Raw genomic sequence first — 24,055 nt, forward strand, 5'->3', positions numbered from 1 at the left:
TCCAGCGTCAGCCGCTGGAGCATTGAATAAATCAGTGCTTTTCACCAATCGGCAGCACCGTGCGGCCAAATTGTTCGTTCAGAACTTCGCCCATTGCCAGGTAAATGGCGCTTGCGCCGCACACCAGACCAATCCAGCCCGCGATGTGAACGATGCTTTCATTATCGGCCAGGTGCCCAATGCACAGCAGGGCAAACAGCACGGTCAGGCTCAGGAACACGAATTGCAGCATACGTGCGCTTTTCAGGGTGCCAAAGAACATGAACAGGGTGAACACGCCCCAGATGCCTAAATACACGCCCAGGAAGTGGCCGTTAGCCGCTTCAGTCAGGCCCATCTTCGGCATCAGTAGAATGGCCACCAGCGTCAGCCAGAACGAGCCGTAAGAGGTAAATGCAGTTAAACCGAAAGTATTGCCTTTTTTGAACTCCAGCAGACCCGCAAAAATTTGCGCAATACCGCCGTAGAAAATGCCCATCGCCAGGATAACGCCGTCCAGCGGAAACAGACCAATATTATGCAGATTAAGCAGAATAGTGGTCATGCCGAAGCCCATTAAGCCCAGCGGTGCCGGATTAGCCAACTTAGTGTCGCCCATAAGTCCTCAAAAGAAATCATCAATAAAATGGTGAAAAGTAAAAACCCCGCACCAGGGATAGAGGAGGCGGGGCGCGGCATCATAATGAGCACCGTTAACTGTGTCTATGATCTGAGCAGGGTGAAATTAAAAAATTTTTTAGTCGCCCCCCTTGATGCCTTCCGTTACGTCCCCATCTTGTAGTCAACCGAAGTGAGTGGATCTGGAAAAAAACAGCCTGGGCAGTTGAAACCGCATCATTTGCCCTTATTACAGATACACAACCACATGCTGACAAATTTTTAGTGGAGACGTTTAGATGGGTAAAATTATTGGTATCGACCTGGGGACTACCAACTCTTGTGTAGCGATTATGGATGGCACAACCGCACGTGTGCTGGAGAACGCTGAAGGCGATCGCACCACGCCTTCTGTTATTGCATATACTCAGGACGGTGAAACTCTGGTTGGTCAGCCGGCTAAACGTCAGGCAGTGACAAACCCGCAAAACACACTGTTTGCGATTAAACGCCTGATCGGTCGCCGCTTCCAGGATGAAGAAGTTCAACGTGACGTTGCCATCATGCCGTACAAAATCAGCGGCGCTGATAACGGCGATGCATGGATTGACGTGAAAGGCCAGAAAATGGCACCGCCGCAGATCTCTGCTGAAGTGCTGAAAAAAATGAAGAAAACGGCAGAAGATTACCTGGGTGAGCCGGTAACTGAAGCGGTTATCACCGTTCCGGCTTACTTCAACGATGCTCAGCGTCAGGCAACCAAAGATGCCGGTCGTATCGCTGGTCTGGAAGTCAAACGTATCATCAACGAACCGACTGCTGCGGCGCTGGCTTACGGCCTCGACAAAGAAGTGGGCAACCGTACTATCGCGGTCTATGACCTGGGCGGCGGTACTTTCGATATCTCTATTATCGAAATCGACGAAGTTGACGGCGAAAAAACCTTCGAAGTTCTGGCAACCAACGGTGATACCCACCTGGGTGGTGAAGACTTCGACAGCCGTATGATCAACTACCTCGTTGAAGAATTTAAGAAAGACCAGGGTATCGATCTGCGTAACGATCCGCTGGCGATGCAGCGTCTGAAAGAAGCCGCTGAAAAAGCAAAAATCGAGCTGTCTTCTGCACAGCAGACCGACGTGAACCTGCCGTACATCACCGCAGACGCGACCGGTCCGAAACACATGAACATCAAAGTGACTCGCGCGAAACTGGAAAGCCTGGTAGAAGACCTGGTGAACCGTTCCATCGAGCCGCTGAAAGTGGCGCTGCAGGATGCTGGCCTGTCTGTTTCTGACGTGCAGGACGTGATCCTGGTCGGCGGTCAGACTCGTATGCCAATGGTTCAGAAGAAAGTGGCTGAGTTCTTCGGCAAAGAGCCGCGTAAAGACGTTAACCCGGACGAAGCAGTGGCAATCGGTGCTGCGGTCCAGGGCGGCGTACTGACCGGTGATGTGAAAGACGTTCTGCTGCTGGACGTAACCCCGCTCTCTCTGGGTATCGAAACCATGGGCGGCGTAATGACAGCGCTGATCACTAAAAACACCACCATCCCGACCAAGCACAGCCAGGTGTTCTCGACTGCGGAAGACAACCAGTCTGCGGTAACGATCCACGTGATTCAGGGTGAGCGTAAACGCGCTTCTGATAACAAATCACTGGGTCAGTTCAACCTGGATGGGATCAACCCGGCACCGCGCGGCATGCCGCAGATCGAAGTGACCTTCGACATCGACGCCGACGGTATCCTGCACGTTTCCGCGAAGGACAAAAACAGCGGCAAAGAGCAGAAGATCACCATCAAAGCATCGTCTGGTCTGAACGAAGAAGAAATTCAGAAAATGGTGCGCGAAGCAGAAGCGAACGCGGAATCTGACCGTAAGTTCGAAGAGCTGGTGCAGACCCGTAACCAGGGTGATCACCTGCTGCACAGCACCCGTAAGCAGGTTGAAGAAGCAGGCGAACAACTGCCGGCTGACGACAAAACGGCTATCGAGTCTGCGCTGAGCGCGCTGGAAACTTCTCTGAAAGGCGAAGACAAAGCGGATATCGAAGCGAAAATGCAGGCACTGGCGCAGGTTTCCCAGAAGCTGATGGAAATTGCTCAGCAGCAGCATGCCCAGCAGCAGGCGGGTGGCGCTGATGCTTCTGCAAACAACGCGAAAGATGACGACGTAGTCGACGCTGAGTTCGAAGAAGTTAAAGACAAAAAATAATCGCCCTTTGAACGGGTAATACACTGGCACGGGCGAAGAGGTTTCCTCTCCGCCCGTGCACGCATGTTAGGGGCAGAAAAAAAAGATGGCAAAGCAAGACTATTACGAGATTTTAGGCGTTTCCAAAACAGCGGAAGAGCGTGAAATCAAAAAGGCTTATAAACGCCTGGCCATGAAATTTCACCCGGACCGCAACCAGGGCGATAAAGAGGCCGAAGCCAAATTCAAAGAAATTAAAGAAGCCTACGAAATCCTCACCGATGCCCAAAAACGCGCGGCCTACGATCAGTACGGTCATGCGGCGTTTGAGCAGGGCGGCATGGGTGGCGGTCACGGCGGCTTTGGCGGCGGCGGTGCCGACTTCAGCGACATCTTCGGCGATGTGTTTGGCGATATCTTCGGCGGTGGCCGGGGGCGTCAGCGCGCGTCACGCGGTGCCGATTTACGCTACAACATGGAATTAACGCTGGAAGAGGCCGTTCGCGGCGTCACCAAAGAGATCCGCATTCCGACGCTGGAAGAGTGTGACATTTGCCACGGCAGCGGCGCAAAAGCCGGTACGCAACCGCAAACCTGTCCAACCTGTCACGGTTCCGGTCAGGTGCAGATGCGTCAGGGCTTCTTTGCGGTACAGCAGGCCTGTCCGCACTGTCAGGGTCGCGGGACCATCATTAAAGATCCGTGCAACAAGTGCCACGGTCATGGTCGCGTTGAGAAGAGCAAAACGCTGTCGGTTAAAATCCCGGCGGGTGTCGATACCGGTGACCGTATCCGTCTGTCCGGTGAAGGCGAAGCGGGTGAGCACGGCGCGCCAGCAGGCGATCTGTACGTTCAGGTGCAGGTTAAACAGCACCCGATTTTTGAGCGAGAAGGCAACAACCTGTACTGCGAAGTGCCAATCAACTTTGCGATGGCAGCTCTGGGCGGTGAGATCGAAGTCCCGACGCTGGATGGCCGCGTGAAGCTGAAAGTGCCTGGCGAAACGCAGACCGGCAAGCTGTTCCGTATGCGCGGTAAAGGCGTGAAATCAGTCCGTGGCGGTGCGCAAGGCGATCTGCTGTGCCGTGTGGTCGTTGAAACGCCGGTAGGTCTGAACGACAAGCAGAAGCAGTTGCTTAAAGATTTGCAGGACAGCTTCGGTGGCCCGACGGGTGAGCACAACAGCCCGCGTTCCAAAAGCTTCTTTGATGGTGTAAAAAAGTTCTTTGACGATTTGACGCGTTAATTTCGATGTAACATATCAAAAAAGCTAATATTACATTTGTAAACCGGTGTCGTTTAATTAACGGCACCGGTTTTTTTTTGGTTTTGAAATTGTGATCGCGATGAAAAGTGAATTAAGTATTTATGCCCTGTGAACTCATCATCCTGAAAAATATAAAAATAAAATTATAAGATAAATCTTAACTAAAAATGTAAATGGGCTAAACTATGCGCGAAACGAGACGATCAATTACTCATCGTCACTCAAAAATCATCTTTTTACGAAATATCATTTCAGGTTGTAACGTTATCCTAAGAAGATATTTGATATATTTGTAAGCGTAGGATTTTCGTCAAATGTCTAATATGTCTGCGATCAAAGACTTCGATTACAATTTGATTAAGGTTTTTGATGCGACGATAGCAACCGGAAATGCTACACGGGCTTCGCATCATTTGTCAGTGACACCGGCGGCGGTGAGTCTGGCATTACAACGACTTCAGGCGTTTTACAAGGAAGAGTTATTTACCCGTTCCCGAAATGGTCTGGTGCCGACAGCCAGAGCGAAAGAGCTGCACCGATCGTTTTCTCAGGCGATGGAGCTGATTCATCACACTTTTCATCTCCAGGATGATACTCAACAACGTGAAATAAGAATTCTGGGTAATGAAAGTGTTGAAGAGTTTTATCTGTCGGTGTTATTTGAGCTAAATCTTCTGGATGATTTATTCATTAGTTTTCATCGAAAAAAACATCACCAGGCAGATGAGATCAAAAGGTTAATTTGTGAGGGCGAAATTGATCTGTTTGTTGGGGATATGCCAATAAATGATGATAACGTTGAAACAATCGTTTTTGAACGGCTAAGCCAGTTTGTGTTAGTTTGCGCGGCGGATAACCCTTTGGCAGGCTTAGAAAAAATCTCGGCCTATAACTTTTATGCCGCCCAGCACGCCGTTTATCAAAATACTATGCAGGAGAACGTTTACAGTAATGAGAAGAGTTTACTTTCCTCCACAGCGGAGTATACCGGGCGAAGAAAAATTGCCTACCGTTCCGATTCTGTAAACGGGATGATAAATGTTATTGAGAAGAGTTCAATGGTTGGCATTCTGCCTGAGCGCCTGGCCCGCTTCTATATGAATAACCGTCAGCGTAATCTGGTGGCGATGCCATTACCGGAGGAAGTCACCTTTCGGCCACTCACAGTTTATGCCTCATGGTTGCGTAACCGGAATAAATTTAAAAAGCGCTATGATATTAAAGATATTGTTGAGTTATTACGCACGGGCTCCGGGTTCCGTAAATGAGACGTAATGATTTCCACAAAAGATATCGCAGAGGTTAATGTTATTTTTTTAGTTGTTCTTAGCGCTTTTTGGGGTAATTGATTAGTTTGCTTGCCCGTTCGTGAATATCCTGTTGCGACGTTAATCTTACTTGCATCGTAATGGAGCACGATCTTGAATACATTTACACACATCGAATCATCGAAAGTTATTCTTCTGGAGTTAGAAGTCCTGGTTCTTGTTTTGGTCATCGGAGGGTGGGGCGGATTCGTCAGCTATCTGATGAAACGAAAAAACACCGCAGTGCACCGTAATATTATGGAGTGTTTAACACAAATTATTATTTCGTGTTTCACTGGCTTCATATTAAGCGCAATTGCCATAGATCGGCAGATGACGCTTAACATGACGATTATGGTGGCGGGTCTGGGTGGCGTCTTTGCCACGCCGATTCTGCGGTTGCTCAGCAACAAGGTGAAGGATTTTTTGCTGAAGAACGACAAACTTTCCTGAAAAGAATGCCGGGATTGCTCCCGGCATTTAGGTTTAGCGAACGACGACGCGCTCACGCAGCCAGCCATAAATAAAGGCTTCATTCTGCGGTCTGGCTTCTGTCACACCGAGGTAATAATGCCCCTGACTACAATTCAGCGCCGCAATAAGCACCGTTTCACCTTCTTTTCCCCGGTCCTCTAAGAAACAGTTCAAAGCCTGTAAAGTATTGCGGCCAATAATGCCATCGGCAGCAATATCCGCGTAGCGCTTTTCCTGCAAATTAAAGACATTCAGCCAGCGCTGTAACCAGCGGGACGGTTGTGCCGGGCCGACATTCACGCCCGCATCACACAGTTCATAGGCCACTAATAAAGAAACTTTTGCCACCTTGTCAAAGCCTGGTTTTATCCAGTAATTAGCTTCCAGGATTTCCCAGGCTTCCGAACGGGTTAAATCCCGCATATCGCCCGTATATCCCCATTCACGCGCGGTTCTTTCGGTAATACCCCAGTTGGTGGGGCCGCCGCGATCGGCGGGATGGTTAACATAGCCGCCTTCTTTTTCAAGAATACCGTCGAGCACCGGATTATTCGCCATGATGTTTTCCCCGCATAAATAGAATTTTTGCTAAATGAGCCGTTAATTTTTTCCAGAATGGCGCAGGGGCGGCAGCCGGCGCGTCTTCAGTAATCTGATTGATGGTGATGGTATCGTTAACTTTGATCCCCAGTCGTGGAATGGTGATAAAGAAGTCCAGGATACCGAGCGCTTTCAGATCCCGGCGAATGAGATACAGAAGCTGGGTTAAGTTCGCATCGCTGACAAACTGGCCGCGTGAGCCCCATAGCGCAGTGGTCAGTTGTTGTTTTTCAATCAACGGGTTATGCGCATTTTCAATAATATAACTCAGGCAACGCGCACGCATTGACGTCATTTTAATGGTCACTGCGTTTTTGGTATTCCTTAATTCGCACTTGCCTTCGTTATATAAACAATCATTGTTGATAAGATATTTGTTCATTACATACCTGTGTAAGAGCATTGCTCCGTGAAAAGTCCTTTGGTGAGGCAAATAATATTTATGGCGATGTATTGTTACCAGCATAAACAGATATCTTCAGCAATTGTGTCTTTATAAAATGACGCTGCATCACAAAAATGGCTATGAATTAAATACGATTTAATTGTCAGTTAAATCAGACTTGAAACCCGAACGGAGAAACGCCTGGCCATAAAGCAGTTGAGGTCACTGACAGGTCATTTATCAGATGTGCAGACGGTATCAATTCCCTGTGAGGGAATATCATATTCTCATTTCCTTTTTTGCGATGCCTTGTGATTTGAGTGGCAGGGGCTTTTCGAACATTCTGATGGCACAGCAAATCGCTGTTTTAACCAATTAATGAAAGGATTTTCGAAATGGCTACTAGCAAATTAATTCAGGGTGACGATTACACGGAAATGAGTAATGCCGCCGATGGCTTTAACCCGGCAACAGAAGTAGAAAAATATAGCTATACTTCTGCCCGCGTGACTAAACCAGTTTATAACAAATATAAAGGTACGAATAAGCCGAAAGTATTCGGTTATTATACCGACTGGTCCCAGTACGATGGCCGTCTGTCTGGTCAGAATGAACCGGCTAACCGTGGCCGTGGTTACGACCTGGCAAAAGTTTCTCCAACTGCTTATGACAAAATCATTCTGGGCTTTGTCGGCATCGTTGGCGATAAAGGTGAAAAACAGTACGTTATCGAACAGGCTGCGATTAACACCAAAAAATCCACTAACGAACCGACCTTCCTCGACCCGTGGGGCGATTTCCAGTCTTCTACCAACGTAAACGTTGACGGCGGCTGGGAAGAGATGGACTGGGCGACAGTTACTCAGGAAAAAGCTAAAGGCATCATCGGCGGTCTGCGTAACCTGCAAAAAGCGGCAAAAGCACAGGGCCACACCCTGGCGCTGTCCATGAGCATCGGTGGCTGGACCATGAGTAACGGTTTCCACGAAATGGCGAAAACTGCGTCTTCCCGTAAAACCTTCGCCGCAGGCGTGGTGAAACTGTTCAAACAGTTCCCGATGTTCAGCGAAGTGGATATCGACTGGGAATACCCGAACAACATCGGTAATAACAACCCGCACGGCCCGGAAGATGGCGCGAACTATGCGCTGCTGATCGCTGAGCTGAAATCCCAGCTGAACGCCGCAGGCCGTAGCGATGTGAAAATCTCTATCGCCAGCTCCGCTGTGGTAGAAACCCTGGGCTACTCCAACGTGAAAGCGCTGCTGGAAGCCGGTCTGTACGGCATCAACGTGATGACCTATGACTTCTTCGGTACGCCGTGGGCAGAAACCCTGTCTCACCACACTAACCTGAAAGCGTTAGTGACCGGTGGCTGGGGCGTGGATAGCGTGATTGACTATCTGATCGCTGAAGGCTTCCCGTCTGACCGCATCAACATTGGTTATGCTGCTTACACCCGTAACGCCCGCAACGTTGAGATCGAAAGCTTCTCTCCGCTGAAAGGCTCATACAACGCAGGTCAGGGCACCACCACGGGTACTTTCGAATCCGGTTGCACCGAATGGTACGACACCATTTACAACTACCTGGATCTGGAAAACCAGAAAGGTCGTAACGGCTTTAACGTTTACACCGACAAAGTGGCCGATGCGGACTACCTGTACAACCCGCAGTCCAAACTGTTCATGTCTCTCGATACTCCGCGTTCAGTGAAGGCGAAAGGTGAATACGCAGCCAAACACAAGCTGGGCGGCCTGTTTACCTGGACTATCGACCAGGACAACGGTGTGCTGGTGAACGCCGCGCGTGAAGGTCTGGGCTATGAGCTGGTGACCAAAACTGTCGATATGGCTCCGTTCTACTTTGAAGGGATCAACATCGAAGGTGGCAACACTGAAACCGAAGAACCAACCACCATCAACCATGCACCGGAAGCGATGATCGCGCTGAACGTGGTAGGCGGTTCTGTAGTACAGCTGACTGCGGAAGGGTCAACCGACGCGGACAACGACGAACTGAGCTATAGCTGGGGCGTACCTGCTGGCGTGAGCGTGGCAGATAAAACGGCAGCCGTTATCGAGTTCACCGTTCCTGAAGTCGCGGCGAAAAAAGAACTGAACTTCACTCTGTTCGTGCGTGATGTTCATAACGAGCCGTCTTCTCAGCAGCGTTTTGTGCTGACGGTTGTTCCGGCGCTGGGTAACGCCGCAGAGCAGGAAGAAGAGGAAGAGGAAGAAAACAATACGCCGAACCCAACGCCTGTTGAGCCGGAAGAAAACACCGCTTCCACGCCGTTCCCGCTGTGGAATGCCAATACCGTGTATGGCGGTAACTGGGGCACCTTCGAAACCGTAAGCTGGAAAGGTCACAACTACCGTGTGAACTGGTACTCCCAGGGTCAGCAGCCGGATAAAAACTGCGCGCCGTACTCTGTATGGACCGATCTGGGTGCTTATTAATCTGAATTAATTTGACCCCGTTGCCCCGGGCAGGATCCCGGGGCTTTTTTTTACCTATCAAGGACCAGGAAGATTCATATGTCCTCTCAACTGACGATCAAAACGAACAAGATCGACGCATTCAACTGGTATCAAAAAGTCGTTGTCACTATCACCAATACCGGCACGCAGGCGGCCGATTTGAATCGCGCCACCCTGAGTTTTTCTGCCAGCGGTCATCCCGATCCCTGGGGCGTATTTGATGGCTCGCTTATCGGCAACCAGCCGCTGACGCTGAACAACACGCCGCAGGGTGTGAGCGAAGACAACGAAATCATCATCAATAACAGCACGCCGCTGATGCTCAAACCCGGTGCCAGCGGCAAAATCAGTTTTAGCCTTGCAGCCAGCAGCGTACCTTTGCTGTTTGATAACCTGACACTGCGCCTGGCGAACGAAGCGGACAGCACCCCAATCCCGCCGGTCGACGAGCCGGAGCCGGTGATACCTGAGCCGGAAGAAGAACCCACGCCTGAGCCAGAAGAGATCCCGGAAACGCCCGAAGAACCCCTCGATCCTGTGACGCCGATTGAGCCTGTCACCGGCAGCGGTATTTCCCTTAGCCACAGCAGCGTTAACAGCAATAGCTGGTATCAACGTCTGACCTTTACCCTCACCAACGGCTACAACCAGCCGGTGGATATCAACAAGCTGGCGATCCACTTTACCGCCTCTGCCCGTCCGGACATTTACTCTCCCTTTACCGGCAGTCTTGCGGGCAATCAGGCCCCGACATTCACCAGCGACGGCGGATGGCCGATTCAAAAAAACGGTATCATCATTAATAACAACGGCCCGCTGTGGCTGGCGGCAGGCGCGTCCGGAACGCTGGAGTGCGCCCTGGCTGCCACGCAAACCCCGGTCAAATTAGCCGATATCAGCGCGACGCTGGCGAGCGATCCCGGCAGTCAGGGCACGCTCGCCGTGAGCTTTCCGGCGCTGAGCGCAACGGCCGGATTGCTGCCGACTTTCACCCTGACTCGTCCCGACGGCAGCCAGAAAAGCTACACCGGCGCGTGGGGCGAAACGCAGATCATCGACGGCCTGAGCCGGGGTGAATACCGCCTGAATGTGGATACGCTGGAAAACGCCACCCTTAAACTGACGCCGAAACAGGCGCAAACGGCGATCACCCTGGCCAGCAGCAACGATCGCCAGCAGTGTCAGATCGACTGGCTGCCCGCCGTTTATTATGCCGATGTGGAGTTGACCCTGGCGGATGCGCCCGACCTGGAGGGGGGCTGCGTTCAGGTTGAACTGCGCCAGCATGACGCCGTGGTGCGTGCCGTCACCCTGACCTTTGGCGCGACCACCACCGTCAACAAGCTGGTGGCCGGAGAGCGCTACGATATCGCCCTCATCCCCACGACCATCAATAACGTACAAATCGTGTCACCGCTGTTTGGCGCGAATTTTATCGCCGGACAGAACCAGCGCGCCGCGCAAACGGTGCATTTCCAGCAGCAGCAGGTGAATACGGCGAATTTTGTTGAGGTGCAGGCGACCATCCTCGGCTTGCCATCCGGCACACCAGGACAGCGCTATCGCTTCACCACCGCAAGTGGCAGCATTCAGTACATCGTGATGCTCTCCAGCGATACCGCCAAACAGAAGCTACCGCTGCGGTTTGCCAGCGGTCAGTACAGCGTACCGGCGATGAAAATCAGCCAGAGCGGGGCGATTTATCAAAGCGCGTTCCCGACCACGCTGACGCTGGCGCAAAGTAAAAATGTCATCACCCTGCCGTTTGAGAAGGGCGTGCATTTACAGGTGCGCGGCTGGCCTGCGTATCTGGCACACGGTGGCGTCACCGTGAATGCCTCCTCAAGCGTTGCCGCCTATGCGGGCGTGCCGGTGGATGCGCTGTTTAAATACGACGGCTTTGATGGCGGCGGCGATCCCATTCCGGCTGCGGAAGTGGATGCCAACGGCGACGGCTTCCTCGATCTCAATTTGCTGCCGATCCACAAAACCATGGATGTGGCGCGCAAAATCGAAAAAGAGGCCGGGCGTCCGGTGATGCCGGTGATGGTGGTGTATACCGCCAACGCCAGCGGTGGCAGCGCGCTGCCAGATTTGCAGGATATCCAAAAGCTGCGTAACCACTTCGGCAACTTTATTACCCAGTGCGTGGCTGCACAGTCTTACAAAGACGCGGATCATCCGGTGCCCGCCACCTTTGTGATGAACCCGGATTTCCTCGGCGCGATGCAGCAAGAGCCTTACGGTTATACCGCCGTGCGGGCTAAAAACAGCATGCAGGTGAATCAGCAACTGGCGGAAGCGGTGAATGCGCTGGCGGGACAATTGCACTACAGCGTGCCGGTACTGCCGCGATTTAGCGACGATCTGTACGGCTATCTGCAGGCCATTAACTATGTGAAGCACCAGTTTGCGCCAGATGTGCCGTTTGGCTGGCAGACGAACGTCTGGGCGACCGGTAGCGCTGACTGGCTGCTGCGCGACAATGCCGATCCGTCTGCACAGGCGCAGCAGATCGTGGCGTTCATTGACGAACTGGGGGTGTATAAAGGCAACTACGTGCCGGACTTTATCGTTTTCGATAAATTTGAGCGTGACTGCTTCAGCCCGGATGCGCTGGCGCACTACGGCTGGAACGCCACTTGCTGGTTTAACTATCTCAACATGGTGAAGGGCACCGCGTCCGGTCTGAATAAACCGGCGATGATCTGGCAGATACCGGGCGGCCATATGCCGACCCGCGAAGAGGGGACTTCCCTGATCACGTCCAGCCATTTTGCCTCTGGCGGCACGTTCCTGATGGGGGATGCGCGGATTGGTTCCAGCATCAGCGCGATTACGCCAGCGTTGACCACGCTTGCGCTCAATCGGAACACCTACGGTGCGGCGACGGTGGGTGAGTTCCTGTTAAAAGACAATGGCTACGACTGGGGCCAGATGCAGGCGAAAAACCTGCCGGAGTACAACATCTTCTCTGTACTGTGGGGCGGTGGCTCAACGGTCAGTCTCACCACTATCGGCTCAAACGGCGATGACGGCGGCTGGCTGGCGGAGAAAATGCGCGAGTATGCCGCGTCACCCCGCTTTTTTATCTGATGTTTTATGAATAATCACGCGCCTTCGGGCGCGTTTTTTTATGGCGTTGCGCCGAATCATGGATTTGGCGAACGGGCGGGCGATTAAACCATAATCTGCTTTTATCGCGCTTTCATACTCTTTAAGATGTCTAACGTGCATTTTCTGGCTGTCTGAGAGAGTAAAATGAAGTATTTACATCGATTTATTAATAGCGATGCCTCCGGGGGAGTGGTGCTGATCATCGCGGCGGCATTAGCGATGCTGCTGGCTAACCTGGACGCGACGCAGGGCATTTACCACGGTTTTCTTAGCACGCCGGTAGAACTGACCATCGGTTCGCTCGAAATCCATAAAGATGTGCTGCTGTGGATTAATGATGCCCTGATGGCGATTTTCTTCCTGGCGGTAGGTATTGAGGTGAAAAGCGAGCTGGTGCAGGGCTCTCTGGCGACACGCCAACAGGCGGTGTTCCCGGTGATTGCCGCACTGGGCGGGATGGTCTTCCCGGCGCTGGTCTATTTGCTGTTTAACGCGCACGACCCGATTGCCCGCCACGGTTGGGCCATTCCTACCGCAACGGACATCGCTTTTGCTTTGGGTGTGCTGGCGCTGCTGGGTAGCCGCATTCCTGTCACGCTGAAGATTTTCCTGATGGCGCTGGCGATCATTGATGACCTGGGTGCCATCGTCATTATCGCGCTGTTTTATACCAGCCAGCTTTCGATGCTTTCCCTTAGCGTAGCCGGGGGCGCGATAGCGGTACTGGCGCTGATGAACGCCCTGAACGTGCGGCGCACCGGGATCTATATTCTCGTCGGGCTGGTGCTGTGGGCGGCGGTGCTGAAGTCCGGGGTACACGCCACCATTGCCGGGGTCATCATCGGCTTCTTTATTCCGCTGAAAGAGAAAGAGGGCAGGTCGCCGGCTAAAGATCTTGAGCACGTGCTGCGCCCGTGGGTGGGCTGGCTGATCCTGCCGCTGTTTGCTTTTGCAAACGCGGGTGTTTCGCTTCAGGGCGTGACGCTGGGTGGATTAACCTCAATGCTGCCGTTGGGGATTATGGCGGGACTGTTTATCGGCAAGCCGCTTGGCATCACCATTTTCACCTGGCTTGCGCTGCGACTGAAAATGGCGAAGCTGCCACACGGCGCATCGTTTTCGCAAATCATGGCGGTTGGCGTGCTGTGCGGGATTGGCTTCACCATGTCTATCTTTATTACGACGCTCGCCTTCGCAGAGCTGGATCCCAAACTGGTGGACTGGGCCAAACTGGGCATTCTGATAGGTTCAGTGCTGTCGGCTGTGGTGGGTTACGGGCTGCTACGTCTGAAGTTTAAAGCCTGATAACAATCGGGCCTGCGTGATATTTCGCAGGCCCATTGCCGGATTACAGGCATAAAAAAACCCGCCTGAGCGGGTTTCTTTAACAAAGTACAACAAGCGGGCGATTAAGCCAGTTTGCTGATCTGCGCGGCCAGGTTAGCCTTATGACGCGCTGCTTTGTTTTTGTGGATCAGACCTTTAGCGGCCTGACGATCCACGATCGGTTGCATTTCGTTAAATGCTTTCTGCGCAGCTGCTTTGTCGCCAGCTTCGATTGCTGCGTATACTTTCTTGATGAAAGTACGCATCATAGAGCGACGGCTTGCGTTGTGCTTGCGTGCCTTTTCAGACTGAACGGCGCGCTTCTTAGCTGATTTGATATTAGCCAAGGTCCAACTCCCAAATATGATCTATGTGGACAATTCAAAGGCCGAGGAATATGCCCTCTGCACCTTCTTTTGTCAATGGATTTGTGCAAATAAGCGCCGCTAAGTTGCAACGCTCGTTACGTGTGATGGCGCAGGATTCTACCAGCAAGCCGCACGTGAATACAGCTTTTCTGCCATAAAAATCACAGTCAAAGGCGAGATTTTTGCCGTACCTGGCAGAAGGGCAATGAAATCAAGACGGCTTTCTGTTTCGTGAAGCCAATCGCCGGTTAACCTTGAACGCTGTACAAGGTATACTCTGCCGATTTCCCTGTTTTTGAGCCAGACATGAAGCTGATACGCGGCATACATAATCTCAGCCAGGCCCCGCGTGGGTGTGTGTTGACCATTGGTAATTTCGACGGCGTGCATCGTGGTCATCAGGCCCTTTTACAGGGACTGCGTGAAGAAGGCGTTGCGCGTGGTCTGCCGGTTGTGGTGATGATTTTTGAACCGCAACCGCTTGAACTGTTCGCTGGTGACAAAGCGCCTGCTCGCCTGACGCGTCTGCGTGACAAGCTGCGCTATCTGGCTGAATGCGGCGTGGACTACGTGCTGTGCCTGCGCTTTGACAGGCGTTTCGCGGCACTGACGGCACAAAACTTCGTCAGCGATTTGCTGGTGGAGCGCCTCGGCGTGAAGTTTCTCGCCGTGGGTGATGATTTCCGCTATGGCGCTGGTCGTCAGGGCGATTTCTTGTTATTACAGAAAGCGGGGCTGGAGTACGGTTTTGACGTCACCAGCACGCAAACGTTCTGCCAGGCGGGAGTTCGCGTCAGCAGCACGGCGGTGCGCCAGGCGCTCGCCTGTGACGATCTCGCGCTTGCTGAAAACCTGTTGGGGCACCCGTTCACCATTTCCGGGCGCGTGGTGCACGGCGATGAACTGGGCCGCACCATTGGTTTTCCCACAGCGAATTTACCGCTGCGTCGGCAGGTCTCCCCGGTGAAAGGGGTCTACGCGGTAGAAGTCGCGGGTCTGGGGGAGCAACTGCTGCCGGGCGTTGCCAATATCGGCACCCGTCCAACCGTGGCGGGCGTGCGTCAGCAGCTTGAAGTTCATCTCTTAGACGTTGTAATGGACCTCTACGGTCGCCATATAGATGTCATACTGCGTAAAAAAATACGCAACGAGCAGCGATTTGCCTCACTGGATGAGCTCAAAGCGCAAATTGCCAAAGATGAGTTAACCGCCCGCGAAATTTTAGGGCTAAAAAACCCGGCTTAACGCCAAAATACGTTTTAAATACGGAACCGAGAATCTGATGAGTGACTATAAATCTACCCTGAATTTGCCGGAAACAGGGTTCCCGATGCGTGGCGATCTCGCCAAACGCGAACCGGGAATGCTGGCGCGTTGGACCGATGATGATCTGTACGGCATCATCCGTGCGGCGAAAAAAGGCAAAAAAACCTTCATTCTGCATGATGGCCCTCCTTATGCGAATGGCAGCATTCATATTGGTCACTCGGTTAACAAGATTCTGAAAGACATTATCGTGAAGTCCAAAGGACTCGCCGGTTTTGACTCGCCGTATGTGCCGGGTTGGGACTGCCACGGTCTGCCGATCGAGCTGAAAGTAGAGCAGGAATTTGGCAAACCGGGTGAGAAATTCACCGCCGCAGAATTCCGTGCCAAGTGCCGTGAATACGCCGCCACTCAGGTAAACGGTCAGCGCGAAGACTTTATTCGTCTGGGCGTGCTGGGCGACTGGTCGCACCCGTACCTGACCATGGACTTCAAAACCGAAGCCAACATCATCCGTGCGCTGGGTAAAATCATCGGCAACGGCCACCTGCATAAAGGCGCGAAGCCGGTGCACTGGTGCGTGGACTGCCGCTCTGCACTCGCCGAAGCGGAAGTCGAGTATTACGACAAAACCTCCCCATCCATCGACGTGGCATTTGCCGCCGCCGATCAGGATGCGATCAAAGCGAAATTTGGTCTGCCGGGCGTCAGCGGTCCGATCTCTCTGGTGATCTGGACCACGACCCCGTGGACGCTGCCGGCGAACCGCGCTATCTCTCTGTCAGCTGAGTTTGAGTATGCGCTGGTGCAGATCGAAGGCCAGGCGCTGATCGTGGCAAAAGATCTGGTCGAAAGCGTAATGAAACGCATCGGCGTCACTGAATTCACCGTGCTTGGCACCGTGAACGGCGCTGAACTCGAACTGCTGCGCTTTAACCATCCGTTTATGGGCTTTGACGTACCGGCGATCCTGGGCGATCACGTTACCCTCGACGCGGGTACCGGTGCGGTGCACACCGCGCCAGGCCACGGCCCGGACGACTATGTCATCGGCCAGAAATACGGTCTGGAAACCGCTAACCCGGTTGGTCCGGACGGCTGCTATCTGCCGGGGACTTACCCGTCGCTTGATGGCGTTCACGTCTTCAAAGCCAACGATTTAGTGGTTGAACTGCTGCGTGAGAAAGGCGCACTGCTGCACGTTGAAAAACTGCTGCACAGCTACCCGTGCTGCTGGCGTCACAAAACGCCGATCATCTTCCGTGCCACCCCGCAGTGGTTTGTGAGCATGGATCAGAAAGGTCTGCGCGCGCAGTCGCTCTCTGAGATCAAAGGCGTGCAGTGGATCCCGGACTGGGGCCAGGCGCGTATCGAATCGATGGTCGCTAACCGCCCGGACTGGTGTATCTCCCGTCAGCGCACCTGGGGTGTGCCGATGTCGCTGTTCGTGCATAAAGAGACCGAAGAGCTGCACCCGCGCACGCTGGAACTGATGGAAGAAGTGGCGAAGCGCGTTGAACAGGACGGCATCCAGGCCTGGTGGGATCTCGACGCCCGCGACATCATGGGTGACGACGCCGACAACTACGTGAAAGTGCCGGATACCCTGGACGTGTGGTTCGACTCCGGTTCCACCCACTCCTCGGTTGTGGATGTGCGCCCGGAATTCGCCGGTCACGCTGCCGACATGTATCTGGAAGGTTCCGATCAGCATCGCGGCTGGTTCATGTCCTCGCTGATGATCTCCACCGCCATGAAAGGCAAAGCGCCGTATCGTCAGGTGCTGACCCACGGCTTCACCGTGGATGGACAGGGCCGCAAAATGTCCAAATCCATCGGTAACACGGTCTCCCCGCAGGATGTGATGAACAAACTGGGCGCGGATATTCTGCGTCTGTGGGTGGCGTCCACCGATTACACCGGTGAAATGGCGGTCTCCGACGAGATCTTAAAACGCGCTGCCGACAGCTATCGTCGTATCCGTAACACCGCGCGCTTCCTGCTGGCGAACCTGAACGGTTTCGATCCGGCGAAAGACATGGTGAAACCGGAAGAGATGGTAGTACTGGATCGCTGGGCAGTCGGCTGTGCGCAGGCCGCGCAGGAAGATATCGTCAAAGCGTATGAATCCTACGATTTCCACGAAGTGGTGCAGCGCCTGATGCGCTTCTGCTCCATCGAAATGGGCTCGTTCTATCTCGACATCATCAAAGACCGTCAGTACACCGCGAAGGCTGACAGCGTTGCCCGTCGTAGCTGCCAGACCGCGCTGTATCACATCAGCGAAGCGCTGGTACGCTGGATGGCACCGATCATGTCCTTCACCGCGGATGAAATCTGGGGTTACCTGCCAGGCGATCGCGAAAAATACGTCTTCACCGGCGAATGGTACCAGGGCCTGTTTGGTCTGGCCGATACCGAAGCCATGAACGATGCCTTCTGGGACGAGCTGCTGAAAGTGCGCGGCGAAGTGAACAAAGTCATCGAGCAGGCGCGTGCCGATAAGAAAGTGGGCGGTTCTCTGGAAGCGGCAGTGACCCTGTACGCCGAACCGGAACTGGCAGCAAAACTGACCGCGCTGGGCGAGGAATTACGATTTGTCCTGTTGACCTCAGGCGCACGTGTTGAGGATTATGCCAGTGCTCAGGCCGACGCCCAGCAGAGCGAATTGCTCAAAGGGCTGAAGGTGTCGCTCGCGAAAGCCGAAGGTGATAAATGCCCGCGTTGCTGGCACTACACCACCGATGTGGGCAAGGTGGCGGAACACGCAGAAATTTGCGGACGCTGTGTCGTTAACGTTGCCGGTGACGGCGAAAAACGTAAGTTTGCCTGATGAGTAAACCGATCTTTTCAACAGGGCTACGCTGGCTGTGGCTGGTGGTAGTCGTGCTGATTATCGATCTGGGCAGCAAATTCCTGATCCTCCAGAGCTTTGCTCTGGGGGATACGGTATCGCTGTTCCCGTCGCTTAATCTGCATTACGCGCGCAACTATGGTGCCGCATTCAGTTTCCTGGCCGATAAAGGCGGCTGGCAGCGCTGGTTCTTCGCCGGGATCGCTATCGGCATTTGCGTCATACTGATGGTGATGATGTATCGCGCGAAGGCGTCGCAGAAGCTGAACAACATCGCCTATGCGCTGATCATTGGTGGCGCGCTGGGTAACCTGTTCGACCGTCTGTGGCACGGCTTTGTGGTCGATATGATCGACTTCTATGTCGGCAACTGGCACTTCGCGACCTTCAACCTCGCCGATACCGCCATTTGTATCGGTGCGGCGCTGATTGTGCTGGAAGGTTTTTTACCTTCAGCGGCGAAAAAAACAGCGTAAATAACACCCGCCCGGTGGCGCGACGCGTACCGGGCAAAACACAGGCAAATCTGCATGTCTAAATCTGTACAGAGCAACAGCGCGGTGCTGGTGCATTTCACGCTGAAACTTGAAGATGGTTCCACGGCGGAGTCAACCCGCAACAACGGTAAACCGGCGCTGTTTCGCCTGGGCGACGGTTCGCTGTCCGAAGGTCTTGAGCAGCACCTGCTGGGCCTGCACGCGGGCGACAAAAAAGCCTTTTCGCTGGAGCCTGACGCAGCGTTTGGGATCGTCAGCCCGGATCTGATTCAGTATTTCTCGCGCCGTGAATTTATGGACGCGGGCGAACCTGAAATCGGCGCAATCATGCTCTTTACCGCTATGGATGGCAGCGAAATGCCAGGGGTTATCCGCGAGATTAACGGCGATTCCATCACCGTGGATTTCAATCACCCGCTGGCCAACCAGACCGTTCATTTTGATATAGAAGTACTGGAAGTCGATCCGGTACTGGAGGCATAAGATGCAGATCCTGTTGGCCAACCCGCGCGGCTTTTGCGCAGGTGTAGACCGCGCTATCAGCATTGTTGAAAACGCGCTGGCGATTTACGGCGCGCCCATTTATGTGCGTCATGAAGTGGTGCACAACCGCTATGTCGTCGACAGCCTGCGCGAGCGCGGCGCGATTTTCATCGAGCAGCTAAGCGAAGTGCCGGACGGTGCGATCCTGATTTTCTCGGCGCACGGCGTCTCGCAGGCAGTGCGCAATGAAGCCAAAAGCCGTGATTTGACCGTCTTTGACGCCACCTGCCCGCTGGTCACCAAAGTGCATATGGAAGTGGCGCGTGCCAGTCGTCGCGGCGAAGAGTCCATTCTGATTGGTCACGCCGGGCACCCGGAAGTCGAAGGCACCATGGGCCAGTACAGCAACCCGAAAGGTGGCATGTACCTGGTGGAATCCCCGGAAGATGTGCTGACCCTGGATGTGAAAAACGAAGCGAAGCTGTCGTTTATGACCCAGACGACGCTTTCGGTGGATGATACCTCCGAGGTGATTGACGCGCTGCGTGCGCGATTCCCCAAAATCGTCGGCCCGCGCAAAGATGATATTTGTTACGCCACCACCAACCGTCAGGAAGCGGTGCGTGCGCTGGCAGAACAGGCGGATGTAGTGCTGGTGGTCGGGTCGAAAAACTCCTCCAACTCAAACCGTCTGGCTGAACTGGCACAGCGTATGGGCAAGGCAGCATTTTTGATCGACGACGCCACCGACATTCAGGAATCCTGGGTGGTTAACGCTGCCTGCGTAGGCGTGACGGCGGGCGCATCGGCACCGGATATTCTGGTGCAGAACGTGATCAAGCGTCTTCAGTCGCTGGGCGGCGGAGAAGCCATTCCGCTTGAAGGGCGTGAAGAAAATATCGTTTTTGAGGTGCCGAAAGAGCTGCGCGTGGACATCCGTGAAGTCGAATAATTTATTCGCGCGCTGAAAATGAGACGATGCCAGACCCTTGTGTCTGGCATTTTTTATGGAGAAAACATGTCCCAGCCGATTATTCTCGATACCGATCCCGGCATTGACGATGCCGCCGCGATCGCCGCGGTGCTTTTTGCCCCTGAACTGGATCTCAAACTCATGACCACCGTGGCGGGCAACGTCTCGGTGGAGAAAACCACCCGCAATGCGCTGCAACTCCTGCACTTCTGGCAGGCCGATGTGCCGCTGGCGCAGGGCGCGGCAACGCCGCTGCTGCGTCCGCTACGCGATGCCGCTTATGTGCACGGCGAATCCGGTATGGAAGGGTATGATTTTATTGATCATCAACGTCAGCCGCTGGCGAAACCGGCGTTTCAGGCGATCCGCGATTTGCTGATGCATTCTCCTGAACCGGTCACGCTGGTGGCGATTGGCCCGTTAACCAATATTGCGCTGCTGCTGTCCCAGTACCCGGAGTGCCAGTTCAATATCCGCCGGCTGGTGATTATGGGCGGCTCCGCCGGGCGCGGGAATTTCACCCCAAACGCGGAATTTAATATCGCCATCGACCCGGAAGCCGCCGCGCGGGTGTTTCAAAGCGGGCTGCCGATCGTGATGTGCGGGCTGGACGTGACCAATCAGGCGGTGCTGACGCCGGAGTATCTGGCGGCGCTGCCCACGCTCAATAAGACCGGGGAAATGCTTCATGCCCTGTTCAGCCACTATCGCAGCGGCAGTATGAACAGTGGGCTGCGGATGCATGATTTATGCGCCATTGCATACCTGGCGCGCCCGGAGATTTTTACGCTTAAGCCTTGTTTTGTAGCGGTGGAAACCCAGGGGACCTATACCGCTGGCACCACGGTAGTGGATATCGAAGGCCGCCTCGGCCAGCCCGCCAACACCGAAGTAGCGCTGGGGCTGGATGTGGAAGGTTTCCGCCGTTGGGTGGCAGAGGTGCTGGCGCTGGCACCGTGAGTATCGTTGTCCCTCACCCCGGCCCTCTCCCACGGGGAGAGGGGGAAGGGCAGTCCGCACTCGATCAGTCCCCTCTCCCTCAGGGAGAGGGTTAGGGTGAGGGTGGAAGGGTTTTGTTCCCTCTCCCTGAGGGAGAGGGCCAGGGTGAGGGTGGAGGGTTTTGTTCCCTCTCCCTGAGGGAGAGGGTCAGGGTGAGGGTGGAAGGGGTTTAGTCCCCTCTCCCTCAGGGAGAGGGCTAGGGTGAGGGTGGTCCCAGCACCACTGCCAGCGTCAAATAATCCCGTGCCGCCACCATCACATCTCCCGCCAGCGGCGCAACGCGCTCCTCGCGCAGCGACAACTGAAACAACTCCATCTTCCGCGTACTCTTCAGCGCCAGTTTTTCCGCCTGCTCGCCGGGGTTAAACACGCGCAGAATAATTTCATTGCGGGCCGCGCCGGGCTTGCACACACTCATCAGCAGATTCGGGTTATCCAGCGTCAGCCACCGGGCGTAGCTGGCGATCCCCTCGTTGACCAGCGGCAGGCTAAAGCGCTCCAGCCGCTCTTCAAAGGTATTGAGCGTTTGTAACTGGTAGCTCAGATAGCGCTCCCGGTAGCGGTTCGCCTGAGCCAGCAGCGCAGCGTCGGTTTTTGCCGCATCCAGCAGCAGCGCATAGTGAAACGTCATCGGCTGCAACAGTTGCGCATCCGGGGTTTCCACCACTTTATTGTTGATGCCCGACGCCCGGCCAGGCCGCCAGGGGGTGTCGTCTTTCCCCAGCAACCCCACGCTGCGGTAGAGCGTCAGCGCCAGGGTATCTTCATCCGGCAGCACCTCGTACTCTTTGATCCCCTGGGTTATCGCCGCCATCACGTTTTTCCCGTCGCGCAGGCAGACCAGATTTTCCATCGTGTAGATCGGCACCGGTTTTTCGACAAAACCCTGCTCCCGCCAGCCGTCAAGATAACGGCTGCGCGTGTCGCGGCGGATCAGCGAAAAGCCCTGATCCGCCCAGGATTCTGCCGGGTTCACCACCGGGGTTTTGATCTGCACCCGCAGACGGTGATCCTGCGCGACATTCACCAGCGCGTGCATGATCCGCAGCAACGGCTCCCTGGCGCGTAGCTCAAGCGTGGTGGTAATGGTCATCGGCGTTAAACCGGCGCGGGCTTTGCGGGCGTTCATATCCGCAGGCAGCAGGAGGGTGCTCTCCAGCGTCATGCGTGAAAGCAGATCCCCCGTCTCGCAGGCGATAAGCCGGAACGCACCCGCCTCGATGGGCGTCTCACCTTCCAGCGGGGCGAAATCAAACTCATCGCCATCATCGCCGCAGTCCACAAAACGCAGAAAATCAGTGACGCTCTGCCCGGTCAGACGATTTTCCAGCGTCAGGCCACCGTCAACGAAACGCAGCGCATAGTGGTCATTTTCAATGGCCGTCACCGTCGCCTGAGAGAGCACATTCGCGGCACCGCCTTCTTCCACCAGCAGCGTCTGATAGCCGAGACCGCGCATCGGCGGGACGCGAAGCAGCACTTCGTTGCGCCAGTAACCTTCCACCGGCTGAAGTTTTTCCCCGCCTGCGGTGACAATAACGATTTGCCCGCCATCAAGCGGGGTCTGTTCCACCACGGTCAGGGCGACCGCTTCGCCGTTCTGCGTTAAGGCAAACTCTTTCTGCCGGGTAAAAATCACCGCCGAAACCAGCCCGTCGAGGGGCGAGATATCGCCATTAAAGATGGTCAGAATGTTGTTCTGCCCAAGCTGGCAGGCGATCTGGTGGCTGATTTTCTTCTTTAACAGATTGATCAGGCTGAGGGCAGAGCGCTCAACGCTCACCAGTCGCGCCATATTATTCTGGTTCACCGCATCGGCGTTCGAGGCTTCAATGCCGTTGTGCGCATGAGCGGAAAAGACCTTTTTCCACATCTCGTCCATCAGCGGCGCGGGCCAGCTTACGTTTAGCTGCTGCGCAATGACGGTGAGCGGTTCGAGCTTATCCAGCAAAAGCTGCTCGGTGCGCCAGGTCTGGCGTTTAAGATCGTAGCGTGTGGAGTGGCAGGTGCGGTGGATGCGCGATTTCTGGCAGGCAAACAGCTCCCCGTCCAGAGTGTGGCTGAATTCGCTCTCCGACCACGCATCGCGCATGTAGGATTCATAATCCGCCATCTGAAAATGCCACGGCAGATCCTGCGCGTTAAGCGCCCGCACGGTGGTGGGGAAGGAGGCGTTCGGCAGCACCTGATCGCCGCCGCAGGGCAGGAGGATTTTATCGGTACGGGTGTTCATCGCGGCAAGCTGTTCCAGGATCGGCAGCAGGCGGCCTTCCAGATATGCCTTATCGGTGGATAAAAACTTACCGGGGCCGTAGCCGTAATAGAGATAGTTGGTGGCGATGGTTTGCTGGTTCGGCGCGCGCCAGTTGAGGTTCAGATCGCCCTGGATCTGATCGGTGTAGATCCCGCGTTGCAGTACGCAATAATCAATCCCCAGATCGCGGAACAGGGCGGGCAGATACGCGTGCTGGCCGAAAATGTCCGGCAGGTAGCCCACGTTCATGCTGTGCCCGAAGCGTTCCGCCGTCGCGATCCCATACTGTAAATTGCGGATCAGCGATTCAGTGCGGATCAGCAGCGAATCACATTGCGTATACCAGGGCCCGACAAACAAACGGCGGGCGCTAATCAGCGCTTTTAAGCGCGCTTCGTTTTCCGGGCGCACCTGCAAATAGTCGTCCAGCACAATGGCGAGGCCGTCAAAGGTGTAGCTGGTAAAGCTGGCATCGGTTTCCAGCAGTTCGAGCAGGTAATCGAGGTTTTCCACCAGCAAAATATGCGAGTCTTCGCAGGTGAAATACCACTCCGCATCCCAGTGGCAGTGCGCCACCACGTAAATCTGTTTCTTTTTCATCGTAACGTCC

18 protein-coding genes and 1 pseudogene are annotated in these 24,055 nt (G+C 54.4%); 14 read left to right on the forward strand and 5 right to left on the reverse strand.

Going from position 1 to position 24,055, the window contains the following annotated elements; genetic code table 11:
- Nucleotides 1–31 precede the first annotated feature (31 nt).
- Nucleotides 32–598, reverse strand: a complete 567-nt coding sequence (satP, locus tag BM373_RS13640; RefSeq protein WP_090462279.1) for an acetate uptake transporter — start codon at nucleotides 596–598, stop codon at nucleotides 32–34.
- 298 nt (nucleotides 599–896) lie between these two features.
- Here satP and dnaK point away from each other — a divergent pair, with 298 nt between their 5' ends.
- From dnaK to BM373_RS13660, 4 genes are all read left to right on the forward strand, one after another.
- Nucleotides 897–2,813 (forward strand): molecular chaperone DnaK, encoded by a 1,917-nt coding sequence (dnaK, locus tag BM373_RS13645; protein WP_090462281.1) that lies wholly within the window; start codon nucleotides 897–899, stop codon nucleotides 2,811–2,813.
- Between the two features lie 85 nt (nucleotides 2,814–2,898).
- Nucleotides 2,899–4,038 (forward strand): molecular chaperone DnaJ, encoded by a 1,140-nt coding sequence (gene dnaJ / locus BM373_RS13650; RefSeq protein WP_090462283.1) that lies wholly within the window; start codon nucleotides 2,899–2,901, stop codon nucleotides 4,036–4,038.
- A gap of 335 nt (nucleotides 4,039–4,373) precedes the next feature.
- Nucleotides 4,374–5,327, forward strand: a complete 954-nt coding sequence (locus BM373_RS13655; protein WP_090462284.1) for a LysR family transcriptional regulator — start codon at nucleotides 4,374–4,376, stop codon at nucleotides 5,325–5,327.
- A 153-nt stretch (nucleotides 5,328–5,480) separates the two neighbouring features.
- The gene (locus BM373_RS13660) at nucleotides 5,481–5,819 is read left to right on the forward strand and encodes a phage holin family protein (protein ID WP_090462286.1); all 339 of its coding nucleotides are present in this window, start codon (nucleotides 5,481–5,483) and stop codon (nucleotides 5,817–5,819) included.
- A 33-nt stretch (nucleotides 5,820–5,852) separates the two neighbouring features.
- Here the strand turns inward: BM373_RS13660 and BM373_RS13665 are convergent, their stop codons facing one another.
- A complete protein-coding gene (locus BM373_RS13665) occupies nucleotides 5,853–6,398 on the reverse strand; it encodes a glycoside hydrolase family 108 protein (RefSeq protein ID WP_090462288.1) in 546 nt (181 codons plus the stop codon).
- Entirely contained in the window at nucleotides 6,388–6,822 is a 435-nt protein-coding gene (locus BM373_RS13670; protein ID WP_090462290.1) for a winged helix-turn-helix domain-containing protein, read from the reverse strand. The genes BM373_RS13665 and BM373_RS13670 overlap by 11 nt, the downstream gene beginning before the upstream one ends.
- A gap of 398 nt (nucleotides 6,823–7,220) precedes the next feature.
- On the opposite strand from BM373_RS13670, the gene BM373_RS13675 reads away from it, so the two are divergent.
- The 3 genes from BM373_RS13675 (at nucleotide 7,221) to nhaA (ending at nucleotide 13,730) form a co-directional block, all read left to right on the forward strand.
- Nucleotides 7,221–9,287, forward strand: a complete 2,067-nt coding sequence (locus tag BM373_RS13675; RefSeq protein ID WP_090462291.1) for a glycoside hydrolase family 18 protein — start codon at nucleotides 7,221–7,223, stop codon at nucleotides 9,285–9,287.
- Nucleotides 9,288–9,365: 78 nt separating this feature from the next.
- Complete coding sequence (locus BM373_RS13680; protein WP_090462293.1) at nucleotides 9,366–12,404, forward strand: chitinase; 3,039 nt, start codon at nucleotides 9,366–9,368, stop codon at nucleotides 12,402–12,404.
- A 165-nt stretch (nucleotides 12,405–12,569) separates the two neighbouring features.
- Entirely contained in the window at nucleotides 12,570–13,730 is a 1,161-nt protein-coding gene (gene nhaA, locus BM373_RS13685) for a Na+/H+ antiporter NhaA (RefSeq protein WP_090462295.1), read from the forward strand.
- A 104-nt stretch (nucleotides 13,731–13,834) separates the two neighbouring features.
- On the opposite strand, the gene rpsT is transcribed toward nhaA, so the two are convergent.
- Nucleotides 13,835–14,098, reverse strand: coding sequence for a 30S ribosomal protein S20 (rpsT, locus tag BM373_RS13690; protein WP_032966233.1), 264 nt, complete (start codon nucleotides 14,096–14,098; stop codon nucleotides 13,835–13,837).
- Nucleotides 14,099–14,202: 104 nt separating this feature from the next.
- On the opposite strand from rpsT, the pseudogene BM373_RS21845 reads away from it, so the two are divergent.
- The 7 genes and pseudogenes from BM373_RS21845 to rihC all read left to right on the forward strand — a co-directional run bounded on the left by BM373_RS21845 (nucleotide 14,203) and on the right by rihC (nucleotide 21,152).
- Nucleotides 14,203–14,418 (forward strand): annotated as a pseudogene (locus BM373_RS21845) (DUF2575 domain-containing protein).
- A gap of 7 nt (nucleotides 14,419–14,425) precedes the next feature.
- Nucleotides 14,426–15,364, forward strand: coding sequence for a bifunctional riboflavin kinase/FAD synthetase (gene ribF / locus BM373_RS13700; RefSeq protein WP_090462299.1), 939 nt, complete (start codon nucleotides 14,426–14,428; stop codon nucleotides 15,362–15,364).
- Nucleotides 15,365–15,401: 37 nt separating this feature from the next.
- The gene (gene ileS / locus BM373_RS13705) at nucleotides 15,402–18,218 is read left to right on the forward strand and encodes an isoleucine--tRNA ligase (protein ID WP_090462301.1); all 2,817 of its coding nucleotides are present in this window, start codon (nucleotides 15,402–15,404) and stop codon (nucleotides 18,216–18,218) included.
- On the forward strand, nucleotides 18,218–18,715 hold the full coding sequence (gene lspA / locus BM373_RS13710) for a signal peptidase II (RefSeq protein WP_090462302.1): 498 nt from the start codon (nucleotides 18,218–18,220) through the stop codon (nucleotides 18,713–18,715). Before ileS ends, lspA begins: the two co-directional genes overlap by 1 nt.
- Nucleotides 18,716–18,769: 54 nt before the next feature.
- Entirely contained in the window at nucleotides 18,770–19,219 is a 450-nt protein-coding gene (fkpB, locus tag BM373_RS13715) for an FKBP-type peptidyl-prolyl cis-trans isomerase (protein WP_090462304.1), read from the forward strand.
- Between the two features lies 1 nt (nucleotide 19,220).
- Nucleotides 19,221–20,171 (forward strand): 4-hydroxy-3-methylbut-2-enyl diphosphate reductase, encoded by a 951-nt coding sequence (gene ispH, locus BM373_RS13720; RefSeq protein ID WP_090462306.1) that lies wholly within the window; start codon nucleotides 19,221–19,223, stop codon nucleotides 20,169–20,171.
- Nucleotides 20,172–20,237: 66 nt separating this feature from the next.
- Nucleotides 20,238–21,152, forward strand: coding sequence for a ribonucleoside hydrolase RihC (rihC, locus tag BM373_RS13725; RefSeq protein ID WP_090462308.1), 915 nt, complete (start codon nucleotides 20,238–20,240; stop codon nucleotides 21,150–21,152).
- A 235-nt stretch (nucleotides 21,153–21,387) separates the two neighbouring features.
- Here rihC and BM373_RS13730 read toward each other — a convergent pair whose 3' ends face one another.
- Nucleotides 21,388–24,045, reverse strand: coding sequence for a glycoside hydrolase family 38 N-terminal domain-containing protein (locus tag BM373_RS13730; RefSeq protein ID WP_256214643.1), 2,658 nt, complete (start codon nucleotides 24,043–24,045; stop codon nucleotides 21,388–21,390).
- Nucleotides 24,046–24,055: the final 10 nt, after the last annotated feature.

The sequence above is a fragment of the Enterobacter sp. kpr-6 genome (assembly GCF_900116015.1).
GTDB lineage: Bacteria > Pseudomonadota > Gammaproteobacteria > Enterobacterales > Enterobacteriaceae > Enterobacter_D.